This is a genomic window from Bradyrhizobium sp. WCU1, assembly GCF_053474805.1.
Window position 1 is genome coordinate 2,980,033 of record NZ_CM130280.1, and the last position, 12,115, is coordinate 2,992,147.

Consider the following 12,115-nt stretch of genomic DNA (forward strand, 5'->3'; position numbering starts at 1 on the left):
TCGTCAACCAATACCAGGACGACGCGGAAACGTCAGTTCAGACGCACGCAAATGCCATATGTACCCCTGGGGCGCACACGCGTGCCAGATTTCGGAATATTAGAAATATAACCCTGAGTTGCCCGACGCGTCAAGTCACCTGAAGGAACGCCCCGGGCTACCGCCGGCTCCTTTGCATGGGGTTGTTTTCACAGTTTTGGTAACGCGCGCCGCCCCGCGGGGAGGAGTTACACCCCCTTCTCCAACAACACCTTGAAATCGGCTCGCGCGCGCTGCGCCTCGGCGCGCGCGGCGGCCGAGGCGTCGCCGAGGCCGAAATAGCCGTGAATGAGGCCATCGCCCGTGTGATAGGTCACAGGCACGCCGGCCGCCTGCAATGCCCTCGCATAGGCATGGCCCTCGTCGCGCAACGGGTCGAACCAGGCCGTGGTGACGACCGCCGGCGCGGCACCCTTGAGGCTCGTCGCGCGCAGCGGCGAAACGCGCCAGTCGGTGCCCAGCGCGGGGTTCGCGAGATAATGGCCGCAGAACCATTCCATCACCGCGCGTGACAGGAAGTAGCCCTCGGCATTCTCGGCGCGCGACGGGAATTTGGCATTCTCCGCGGGATCGGCGAAATTGCCGACCACGTCGGTGACGGGATAGACGAGCAGCTGCCCGGCGAGCGCGATGCCGGCGTCGCGGCAGGCGAGCGCTGCGGTCGCGGCAAGATTGCCGCCGGCGGAATCGCCGGCGACGCCGACGCGGGAGAGATCGCCGCCGAATTCGCTGATGCGCCCCACCACGTCGCGGACCGCGGCGAACGCATCCTCGAACGCGCCGGGAAAGCGCGTCTCCGGCGGGCGGCGGTAATCGACCGAGATCACGACAGCGCCGGTCTCGATCACGAGGTTGCGGGCCTGGCGATCATGGGTCTCGAGATCGCCGGCGACCCAGCCGCCGCCATGGAAGAAGATCACGGTCGGCGCCGAGCCGCGGCCGTTGCGGTAGAGCCGAGCGGCGAGCTTGCCGCCGGCGCCCTGCACCTCGATGTTGCTGGCGACATCGACCGGCGGTGGCGGCACCGCGGCGCGCGCATCGGCCAAAGCGCGCAGCGAGTCACGCGCGCTCTGCGGCGTCATGGTGGTGGGATCGCGCAGCGGCAGCAGCGGAATGATGTTGGCAATGACGGCATCGAGCGGGAGCGGCATGGGGGTCCTTCAGTTCGCGTGCTTGCAGTTGAATGATTTGGAAAGCGTGCCGGCTTCGATCGCGGCGATCTGCAGCGCGATGAAGCGGCTGTAGATGCGGGCCTGCGAGAAGGCGCCGCCAGTGAACCAGAGGCCGGGCTGGGGTGTGCGCGTCCACATGTTGCGCAGCTCCTGCGTCGCCTCGTCGAAGCCCCAGACCCGGCCGACGCGCGCGGCGACATCCTCGCCGAACAGTCGGCCGACGAGATGGTCGGGGCCCTTGTAGCCGGTGGCGAGCACAAACAGCTCGGCCGCGAGCGTCTTGCCGCCCTTCAGCGCGAGGCCATCGGCGGTGAAGCCGGTGATGTCGGCGGCCTGGATCAGGCGGATCTTGCCGTCGGCGATCAGCTCGGAGCAGCCGACGTTGAAGTAGTAGCCGCCGCCGCGGGAGCGGAATTTCAGCGGCCAGCCGGTGCCGTCCTCGCCGAATTCGAGCCGGAAGCCGGCGCGCTCCAGCCGCGACAGCAACGGCGCATCGAGCCGCTTCACCTCGTCGGTGATGATCTTGTGCGCGACCTTCATGACCGGCAGCGGCACGCCGGAATTGAGGATGTCGCGCACCTCGATCGGCGGGCCGTCGCCGAGATAGGTCCTGTCGTAGAGCTGTGCCGGCTCGACATTGACCACCATGGTCGGGCTGCGCTGGACCATGGTGACGTCGGCGCCGGCAGCGTGCAGCTCCTGGCAGATGTCATGCGCGCTGGTGCCGGTGCCGAACACGACGACCGAGCGGCCTGCCCATTCGCGCCCCGCCGCGAATTGGCTCGAATGCAGCACCTTGCCCTTGAAATTCTCGATGCCAGGGATGGTGGGGATATTCGGCGTGCCGCTGACGCTGGTCGCGAGCACGATGTGCTTCGGATGCAGCGTGCGCGGGCCATCGCTCCGTTGCAGCGTCACCGTCCAGCGTTGCATGGCATCGTCATAGCGCGCGCCGTCGAACGAGGTCTCGGTCCAGAAGTCGAGCTCCATGATGTCGACATAGCTTTCCAGCCAGTTCGCGATCTTGTCCTTCGGGATGTAGTCCGGGAAGGTCGGCGGGAACGGCAGGTAGCGAAACAGATTGACCGGCGTCTTGTTGTGCAGCTTCAAGCCGCGATAGCGCAGCCGCCAATTGTCGCCGATGCGCCGCTCGCGATCGACGATCAAGGCGTCGAGCCCGATCCGCTTGCACTCGACCGCGGCCGCGATGCCGGCATGGCCGCCGCCGACGATCAGCACGTCAGGCTCGCGGTCGGCATAGGCGCGCGAGGCATGGCGCTGCTCGAGCCAGTCGGGTGCGGCGAAATCGCGCGCATGGGATTGTTCGGCGGTGTGCCCGGCGCGCGCGTCGCAGACGCGATCGAAGTCGAGCATGGTGGAAAACGTCCACGCCGCGGAATTTCCATCGACGTCTGGAAGCAGGCGGATCGCGCCAGTGCCCGGCCCGTTCGACGTGTCGAAGGTAAAAACGGCCTCGATCACCTCCCGTCCGGCCACCACGGCGCGTCGCGGTATCAAGGCACGGCCATCGAGACGGAATCCAGTGGCGTTCACCGAGGCGACGCGGGCCAGCAGCTCGGCAACGACGCCTTGCCGCCCACTGAATGTCGCAAAATGCCAGGAAATACCGAAGATATTGCGCCAGTGGCTCTCGGGCGCGAACAACGCGGTGAGAGCATGAGCGGAGCGGCCGGCAAGCGCCGCATCGAGCGCGCCGATCCAGCGCTCGGCGATCAGTTCAGGCGCGTCCTCGGTAGCCGGGTTCAGTTTGTCCAGCATGATCGTGCTTTCTCGGGAGCAGTTGCCGTCTATCTGACAACATGCTCCCGAAAAGCACAACCATCCTGCCAAGACTCATGCCAGGACTCATGCAACGTGTTGCTGCAGCGACTCCGGCTCGGGCTCGTCGCCGGCGGGCTCGGACTGCGTCGCAGGCGCTGTGGCGAGTTCCTTGGCCAATGCCGTCGCTCCAACATAGTCGGTCTTGCCGGTGCCGAGCAGCGGCACCTTGTCGACGACGCGGATGTCGGCAGGCACCGAAAGCTCCGAGGCGCCGACGCTCTTGGCCTGGCGCTGCATCGCGGCGCGGTCGGCATTCCTCTCGGTGGTGAGCAGCACGATGCGCTCGCCCTTGCGTTGATCGGGCAGCGTCACCGCAACCGACATCGCCTGCGGCCACAGCGCCGATGCCATCGCCTCCACTGCGGAGAGCGAGACCATTTCGCCCGCGATCTTGGCGAAGCGCTTGGCGCGGCCCTTGATCGCGATGAAGCCCTGCGCATCGACCGTGACGATGTCGCCGGTGTCGTGCCAACCATCGGGCAGCGGCTCCAGCACGCCGGGATTCTCGACACGGAGATAGCCGATCATGACGTTCGGCCCCTTCACCGACAGCCGGCCGCCCTCCTCGATGCCGGGGACCGGATCGAGGCGGTACTGCATCAACGGCGAAATCCGGCCGACGGTGCCTTGGCGGTTGGCCATCGGCGTGTTCATCGCGAGCACCGGCGCGGTCTCGGTGACGCCGTAGCCCTCGAGGATGCGAATGCCATAGCGCTCCATATAGACCTGCCGCGTGCGCTCCTTCACCGCTTCCGCGCCGGCGATGACGAGCCGCAGCGTGCGGAAATCATAGGCATGCGCCGAGCGGGCGTAGCCGGTGAGGAAGGTGTCGGTGCCGAACAGGATGGTGGCGCCGGTCTGGTAGATCAGCTCGGGCACGATCCGGTAATGCAGCGGCGACGGATACATGAAGATCGGGATGCCGCCGAGGATCGGCATCATCATGCCACCGGTCAGGCCGAACGAGTGGAATACCGGCAGGACATTGAACACCTTGTCGTTGGCATTGGCATCGACCCGCGCCAGCGCCTGCGCTGCGTTGGCGAGGATGTTGCGGTGGGACAGCACGACGCCCTTCGGCGTGCCTTCCGAACCCGAGGTAAACAGGATCACCGCGGGATCATTCGCGCTTCGCGCAATGCGCGGCGCGATGCCGGCGCGGAAGCCCGCAATCTTGTCGGAGAGGCTGATGCCGGCTCTGACATCCTCGAGATAGATCACGCGTGCCTGGCCGGCCATCGCCGCGATCAGCTTGTCGAGCTTGCCCTTCTCGATGAAGGCCTGCGAGGTCAGCACGGTCTTGACCTGCGCCGCCTTCATCGCGGCCAGCACGTTGACCGGCCCGGCCGAGAAGTTGAGCATCGCCGGCACGCGGCCGATGGTCTGCAACGCCATGAACACGACAGCAACGCCGGCCGAATTCGGCAACAGCACGCCGACATTTTCGCCTACCGAGGTCCCCTGCTCGAGCTTGCGGCTCAGAACCTGCGCCCCGAGGATTAGCTTGCGATAAGTCAGCTTGGTGCCGAGCGCGTCCTCGATAACAGGCTTGCCGGTGTCGCGGTCGCGATAGGCATGGCCGAGACCTTCGAACAGCGTCTGGTCGAGCATCGCGTTCTGGACCATGGCATCGATCATGACGTCCTGCAGCGCGGCGCCGGCGGCGTTGCGGCGCGCCTTGCCCCTCAGCGCCTGGTCGACCGGCAGCTTCACCGGCGGCAGGATCGAGATCGTCACCTTGGGAAACCAGGAGCGCTTGATCTCGCCGTTCTTGAGATAGCTGAGATGCGAGCGCTGCGCGCCCTCGATGCGGACCGGAACGACCACCGCATCGGCCTTGTCGGCGATCATCGCGGTGCCGTCATAGACCTTCATCAGCGAACCGGACACCGTGATGCGGCCTTCCGGGAAGATCACGACCGGCTCGCCGGCGGCGACCAGCTTGATCAGGTCGCGCGCAGCCAACGGCTTCGACGGGTCCATCGTGTAGTGCTTGATCATCTTCAGGAACGGCTTGGCCCACCACGCCTTGGCGATGCCGGTGTCGACGGCAAAGCTGGCGTCGATCGGCAGCATGGCATGCAGCAACGGACCGTCGACCAAACTGACGTGATTGGGCGCGATCAGCATCCGCGTGCCGGCGGGCGGCAGGTTCTCCATGCCGCGCACTTCGAGGCGGAACAGCGCGCGGAACAGCAGCGCGCCGAAATCGCGGACGCCCTCCTTGCCCCACTTGGTCAGCACGAACCAGACGGTGCCGAAGCTCGCGATCGCAAGGCCGAAGAAGATCCAGGCGATCGGCAGACCGGTAGCCTGCAGCGCGCCGACGAACACCGCGCCGGCAACCATGAAGCCCGCCTGCAAAATGTTGCCCGCAGCGATGATGCGGGCGCGCTCGGACGGCGCGGTCCAGGCCTGCACGGCGGCAAACGACGGCACCACGAACAGGCCGCCGCCGAAAGCGAACAGGAAGAAGTCGGCCAGCATGCGGAAGCCACCGAACGAGGTCGCGAACGCAGCCGCGGTGACGTCCTTGCCGAGCGAGGTGGTGGCGATCGCAAGTGCGAGGTCTAGGCCGACCACGCCCATCACGATGGCGCCGATCGGCACCAGCGCGAGATTCGGCCGAACATGGCTGAGCTGCGCGGCGAACAGCGAACCGGCAGCGATGCCGATCGCGAACACCGCGAGGCACAGCGTGACCACGCCCTCGGTGCCGCCGACGCCCTCCTTGATCAGCGCAGGCAGCAGCGACAGCACGATCGCGCCGACCATCCAGAACCAGGACACGATCACCATGCCGTCCCACAGCCGCGGCTCGGCATAGAGCGACTTCAACAGGCGCACCGTCGAGGTCCACGGGTTCTTGGTAATGGCAAGCTCAGGCGCGGAAGGCTGTGTCACCGGAATGCGCGACGCAAACCCCCAGGACAGCACCGACAGGCCGACCACGGCGGCGCAGATCCAGCCCATATGGCTGGCACCCGCGACGAACAGCCCGCCCGCGATGGTGCCGATCAGGATCGCCATGAAGGTCGCGCCCTCGACCAGTGCGTTGCCGGTCGCAAGTTCGGACACCGACAGTTGGTCGGGCAGCACGGCATATTTCACCGGCCCGAACAGCGCGGCGACGATGCCGAACAGCGCCAGCGCAATGAACAGCAGCGGGATCGAATGGGTGAAGAAACCGGCGGCGGCGAAAGCCGCGGCGAAGATCTCGAAGAACTTCAGCCGGCGGGCGACGATCGATTTGACGTAGCGGTCGGCGAGTTCACCGCCGAGTGCCGACAGCACGAAGAACGGGAAGATAAACACCGCACCCGCGAGCTGAACCAATGCCGGCCCCTGCTCGTTGGCGACGCCATACAGCAGCATGATGACCAGCGCGTTCTTCAGCACGTTGTCGTTCAAAGCAGAGCAGAACTGCGACCAGAACAGCGGCGCGAAGCGGCGGGACGTCATCAATTCCTTGATCATGACCGGTTCCTTGGGTTAGCGCGCACGGCGCTGGCAGGTCTGCGAATTGGTTGGGCAGAGAATGGGTGAACGGGGTGAAATTGACGGAAATGCCGCAGCCTTTAGTCTTTTCCGCAACGGTTCGGTTCGAACCGGCGCACATCCACACGCGCCGGGCCGCGGCGACATTGCCCGCCAGAGATGTATGAGACCTTATCCAGACCTGGGGTTGATCGATCTCGAGACCAGCTCGCGGCGACATGGTGAGTGCTTTGTTGAGGTTTCGGCGACAATTGCGGCCGGAGCGCTTCAGGTCAGTTCACGCAAGCCGCCGAACGGCGACCAGCTGCAGTTGCGCGACTTGCAGCGGCCGCCATGCTGTGCCGCCGGGCGCTCGGCGCGCCGCTGCTCCAGCACGCCCGCGACGTCGCAGGCACGGGCGATCCGCTCGATCGGCTCGGTCGCCAGCGAGTGGACGACGCGGCCAAAGCCCTTCACGAGCTCGATCGCATCATCGACGAAGGTGGTGGTCAGTTGAAGTGCTAGGGTCTGCATCTGAGTGGCCTCCTATGCCAACTTGAGCAACGCTCAAATTAGTAGCCTGAAAATGAACATTGTTCAAGAAGAATCACGACGGGACCGGAAAAAACTTCAGCGGCGAGCTCTGCTGATCGAGATCGCGCGTCGATATATCGCGATTAAAGGATTGAGATCATTGAAGGTTCGTGATGTCGCCGAGGCCGCCGGCTGCTCCATCGGCAGCGTCTATAACGAGTTCGGCGACTTCGACGGCCTGATCCTGACCGTGAACAGGGAGACCGTTCAGGCCCTGGCCGCGCGGCTCAAGGCCGTCCCGGCCGAGGATCCCCTGCGCCAGCTCCACGGGCTCGCGGACGCCTATCTCGGCTTCGCCAGCGAGCACGCCAATCTGCTGCGCTCGCTGTTCGAGCACCGGATGGAGGACGACCGGCCGTTTCCGGAGGATATCCTGGCGATGGTGATGGATGCGTTCGCGCTGATGCATGCGCCGCTGGTGCGGCTGTTGCCCGATCGCGATCCGAACGAGGTCGCGCTACTGTCGCGGATGATGTTCTCCGCGGTCCACGGCATCATATCGCTGGGCCTCGAGGAGCGGATGGTCGCGGTGCCGCCGGAGATGCTGCGCGAGCGGCTCACGCAGTTCGTCGACACGCATCTCGCCGGATTGGGCGTGGCGCGCGGCGCGTAATTACACCCGGGTGCGGGCGATCGTGCCGGCGACGATCTGCATGGCGACACCGAGCACCCAGCCGGCCATGATCGCCGCAGTCCAGCCGATATCCGGCTCGCTGCGCAGCACGACGACACCAACCGAGAAGAACGCCACCATGGTCGCCAGGAAAGTGCCGATCGCGCTGAGTAGTTCCGCCGCGTCGATCTTGCGCGTCGAGGCGCCGTCCTTCGGGTGGAAGAGCTTCGGCGGCGTGTCGATGCCGAGATAGAAGCCGATCGCGCCGCCCAGCATCATGATCAGCAGGAACGCCTGCGAGGTCAGCGCCGACACGCTCGAGCCGACATGGATGGCGACGAACAGACCGCTTGCGGCGCCCGCCAGGGCAAGGCCGAAGCGCTCCAGGATATGGGCAAATTTTCTGACGCGGCTGCGCATCGCTATGCCTCATCAAATGAACTGCGCCGTCGGTCAGGCTAGGCCTTTTCGTCACGTCGCGAAAGTCGTGACGCCTCACATGGCCGCGACCTCGTGATGCTTTTGGGCGCCGATTCACACCCAGCGCGGCATGGAATGATGATCGATCGATCCAAGGTAGCACTCGATCCCGTTGCTGCGGTGCTGTGCGATCCGCTTCATTCATTCCGGTGTCGGCGGCGGCTCTCCGGACAATGCACTGGGCGTAAGATCGGGCGGGACATGAAGCACGGGGCAGCGTTGAGGCTGCCCCGCATGTTCATCCTGACGCCTACGCCGCGCGGCCGACCGAGGCGTCGAGGTGCTTCAGCCGCGGCAACACTTCCTGTTTCAAGAGCCGCAGCGAATTGTGCCAGGCCTCGGGCTTGTGCTTGTAGTCGAAGCCGAACACCAAGAGCACGCCGAAGCCGCCGACCTCCTGATAGATCTTCTCGATCTTCTCGGTGACCGTCGCCGGCGAGCCGACGATCCAGTTGTTGCGCGCGCAATATTCGACCGTGACGTCGCTGTCGGGAACGTCGGGCGATGCCTTCAAATAATCCTTGAAGCCGAAATGGCCGAGCAGCGGCAGGAAATACTCGCCCATCATCCGGCCCATCATGTCGCCAGTCGAGAGCTTCCAGGCCTCTTCATCGGTATCGGCGACAAAAACCTCGCGCACCATCCGCCAGTCCTTGCGGCTCGGCTTGCGGCCGGTCTTGGCGGCGCCGGCTTCGACCGAGTCCCAGTGGCTGCCGACGTAGGCGGGATTGAGGTTCAAGCTCATCGGGATGAAGCCGCGCTCGCCGGCGAGCTTCAAGGTGTCGGAGTTCTTGGACAGGCCGGCGACGCCGATCGGTGGATGCGGCGCTTGCTGAGGCTTGATGTGGGGTTTCAGGAAGTCGAACATCGTGTCCGGCTTGGTCACCGTCCAGAACTTGCCCTTATGAGTCCACGGGGCCGGCTCGGTCCACATCTTCAGGATGATCTCGAGCGCCTCGCGGGTCATGTCGCGGTTCTGGCCGGACATGCCGTCGACGTTGAACATCGCCCAGTCGCTCGGCAAGCCGGAGGCCGCGACGCCGAAATTGAGCCGCCCGTTCGAGAGATGATCAAGCATCGCGACGCGGTTGGCGAGCTCGGCTGGATGGTGATACGGCAGCAGGAAGCCGCCGGGTCCGATGCGGATGTTCTTGGTCTGCAGCAGTGCCTGCGCCACCAGCAGATCGGGCGACGGGTGCGGCTCCCAGGGCGCGGTGTGGTGCTCGCCGATCCAGGCTTCCTGGTAGCCGAGCTCGTCGAGCCAGCGCAGCACCTGCAGGTCCCAATCGTGGCCCTCTTTCAGTCCGCACTCCGGCGGATGCGACGGCATCGCGAAGTATCCGAGTTCCATGGGTTTCCTCTCCTTGTTCGTTGCGTGTCTTCCGCACGCGATCGGAGAGTAGCTGCCCGGGCTGCGGCAGGACAATGGCTCAATGGATCACATCGTCATTCCCTGGCGATGCGCAGAGCTAGCCCGGATGGCGCGACGCGCGATCCGGGACAATTCTGCAGGCTGCGCGATTCCCGGATGGCGCTACCGCGCGCCGAATGTGGTCTTGCCGAACAGCGTCTTCTGGGTGGAGGGCTGCGAGCGCCAGTATTGCGGCGGCGCGCTTACCTCGCCGCCAAGTTCGGCGGCGGCGTGCCAGCCCCAGCGTGGGTCGTAGAGCATGCCGCGGGCGAGCGCGACCATGTCGGCCTTCCCTGATGCGACGATCTCCTCGGCCTGCTTCGCTTCGGTGATCAGGCCGACCGCCATCGTGGTGACGCCGGTCGCTTCCTTCACCGCCTGCGCCGCCGGCACCTGGTAGCCCGGACCAAGCGGAATCTTCTGCAGCGGCGACACGCCGCCGGAAGACACATCCATCCAGTCGACGCCACGCTTCTTCAGCTCCTTGGCAAATTCGATGGTCTGCGCGAGGTCCCAGGCACCGTCGACCCAGTCGGTCGCCGACACCCGCATGCCGATCGGCTTATGATCCGGGAATGCTGCGCGCACCGCGTCGAACACTTCCAGCGGGAAGCGCATGCGGTTTTCGAGCGAACCGCCATACCGGTCGGTCCGTTTGTTGGCGATTGGCGACAGGAACTGGTGCAGCAGATAACCGTGCGCGCCATGCAGCTCGAGCGCATCGATGCCGAGCCGGTCGGCACGCCTGGCGGCCGCGACAAAGGCATCGCGAATGCGCTTCAGGCCGGCATCATCGAGCGCCACCGGTGCAGCCTCGCCGTCCTTGTGCGGGACCGCCGACGGCCCGACCGTCTGCCAGCCGCCGTCGGCAACCGGGATCAACTGCCCGCCCTCCCACGGACGCTGGCTGGAAGCCTTGCGGCCGGCATGGGCAAGCTGCATCGCGACCGCCGCCTTGGAATGCTTGCGCACCGAGGCGAGGATCGGCTTCAGCGCCGCCTCGTTGGCGTCGCTATAGAGGCCGAGGCAACCTGGCGTGATCCGCCCGATATCCTCGACATGGGTGGCCTCGATGCAGAACATCCCGGCACCCGACAGCGCCAGCATGTTGATGTGGGTGAAGTGCCAATCATTGGCGGAGCCGTCGTCGGCCGAATACTGGCACATCGGCGAGACCATGACGCGATTGGCGAGATTGAGTCCACGCAGTTCGATCGGGGAAAACAGGGTGCTCATGCGGGATATCCGGGATCGGGGAAAGGGCACGCCCAAGATAGAGGGCGGGGCTGCGATCACCAACAGGCAGCAGCGGCGGACCGGCCGGGACGCAGACCAGCAATGCGGATATGGCGTCGGTTCGCCCTGCCCTTGAGGGGAAGGTGAAGCGATGCCTCACTCCACCAGCGTGAATTGCAGCAGCAGATTGCGCTGGATCAGGGAGAAATTGTCGTCGGAAACCATGGTCAGCACGGTCTCACCCTCCGCGCTGACATGGGCGTCGATCCCTTCCATGTTGTCGATCTCATTGCCGAGATCGGCGTTGAAGATCGCCGGGCCATCGACGACGGCGCCGGGCGCGATGTCGGACAGGACGAGCCGGCGGATGCGGATCCCGACGCCGCCGAGCCAGGAGAATTTCCGCTCCAGGATCAACAGATCGCCCGACGGCAGCAGCACCGCATCGCTGATGTCGAAATTCTCGGTGCGCCGGATGCTGAACTGGCCCGGCGTCTTGCCGCCGACCAGGAAGGCCATGAGATTGCCGCTTGCATCGAGCCCGCGCTCCGAAAACGCGATCAGCGTGCCCGCAAGCGGTTGAGGCTTGGCCAAGGCCCTGGGCACGAAGACCAGCGCCTCCAACCCCTTATTGTTGGGCAGCCTGCGCGCAGCCGGTGGCAGCGGCACCACTTCGCCGCGCGACCGCGTGAAGCCCTTGGAGAAATCGTAGCGCAGCACCTGGTTGACCCGCTCGAGACCGACATAGGCGATCGAGCCGTCGAGCGCGAGCGATTCCGAATCGTACCAGCCGCGGGTGGCGGTGATCGGTTTGCCGTGGGCGTCGAGCAGCGGCGCCGCCTCGACATCGTCGAGCCCGGCCATCTCGCGGCCGCGATAGACGATGCGGCCGGTGAACCAGGTGCCTTGGTCGCTGACCGCGATGAAGCGTTCGCCCTTGGCGTCAAGCCTGAGCGCAGAGAGGCCGCCGAAGCCGGCGAACGACGAGGTCAGAATGAGACCGCTGCGATATTCCAGCGAACCGAACCGCGTGCGCGCACGATCGCGGATGTCGAACGACGGCAGCGGCCGTGCGTTGACCTCGATCGAGGCCGGTTCATCGACGCGGTGACGGCCCGGCCTGCCGGGCGGTCCCGGCGTCAGGGCCGGCTGGCTCGCGCCCTGTGCCTGCACGAGGCGCGGCACTGCTGTGGCCGACAGCCCCGCCGCCATCCCTTGCAGGACATGGCGGCGGCTAACGGGTGAGCGCAT

Annotated in this window: 9 protein-coding genes; 1 reads left to right on the plus strand and 8 read right to left on the minus strand. The window is 65.6% G+C overall.

Annotated features, from left to right (window positions below; translation table 11 throughout):
• Positions 1 to 227: 227 nt before the first annotated feature.
• The 4 genes from ACTUWL_RS13805 to ACTUWL_RS13820 form a co-directional block, all read right to left on the minus strand.
• Positions 228 to 1,190 (minus strand): alpha/beta hydrolase, encoded by a 963-nt coding sequence (locus ACTUWL_RS13805; RefSeq protein WP_021080167.1) that lies wholly within the window; start codon positions 1,188 to 1,190, stop codon positions 228 to 230.
• A 9-nt stretch (positions 1,191 to 1,199) separates the two neighbouring features.
• Positions 1,200 to 2,990, minus strand: coding sequence for an NAD(P)-binding domain-containing protein (locus tag ACTUWL_RS13810; protein ID WP_021080166.1), 1,791 nt, complete (start codon positions 2,988 to 2,990; stop codon positions 1,200 to 1,202).
• An 87-nt stretch (positions 2,991 to 3,077) separates the two neighbouring features.
• Positions 3,078 to 6,530, minus strand: a complete 3,453-nt coding sequence (locus ACTUWL_RS13815; protein ID WP_021080165.1) for an acyl-[ACP]--phospholipid O-acyltransferase — start codon at positions 6,528 to 6,530, stop codon at positions 3,078 to 3,080.
• A gap of 288 nt (positions 6,531 to 6,818) precedes the next feature.
• Entirely contained in the window at positions 6,819 to 7,064 is a 246-nt protein-coding gene (locus ACTUWL_RS13820; protein ID WP_021080164.1) for a hypothetical protein, read from the minus strand.
• Positions 7,065 to 7,116: 52 nt separating this feature from the next.
• On the opposite strand from ACTUWL_RS13820, the gene ACTUWL_RS13825 reads away from it, so the two are divergent.
• Positions 7,117 to 7,737 carry a TetR/AcrR family transcriptional regulator gene (locus ACTUWL_RS13825; RefSeq protein WP_199196605.1) on the plus strand — a complete coding sequence of 207 codons (621 nt, stop codon included), beginning with the start codon at positions 7,117 to 7,119 and terminating at the stop codon, positions 7,735 to 7,737.
• Here ACTUWL_RS13825 and ACTUWL_RS13830 read toward each other — a convergent pair whose 3' ends face one another.
• The 4 genes from ACTUWL_RS13830 to ACTUWL_RS13845 form a co-directional block, all read right to left on the minus strand.
• Positions 7,738 to 8,157: a hypothetical protein gene (locus ACTUWL_RS13830; RefSeq protein WP_021080162.1), complete on the minus strand. Its 420-nt coding sequence runs from the start codon at positions 8,155 to 8,157 to the stop codon at positions 7,738 to 7,740.
• 310 nt (positions 8,158 to 8,467) lie between these two features.
• On the minus strand, positions 8,468 to 9,568 hold the full coding sequence (locus tag ACTUWL_RS13835; protein WP_106940342.1) for an LLM class flavin-dependent oxidoreductase: 1,101 nt from the start codon (positions 9,566 to 9,568) through the stop codon (positions 8,468 to 8,470).
• 183 nt (positions 9,569 to 9,751) lie between these two features.
• The gene (locus tag ACTUWL_RS13840; protein WP_021082247.1) at positions 9,752 to 10,864 is read right to left on the minus strand and encodes an NADH:flavin oxidoreductase/NADH oxidase; all 1,113 of its coding nucleotides are present in this window, start codon (positions 10,862 to 10,864) and stop codon (positions 9,752 to 9,754) included.
• Positions 10,865 to 11,020: 156 nt separating this feature from the next.
• Entirely contained in the window at positions 11,021 to 12,115 is a 1,095-nt protein-coding gene (locus tag ACTUWL_RS13845) for an esterase-like activity of phytase family protein (protein ID WP_035653545.1), read from the minus strand.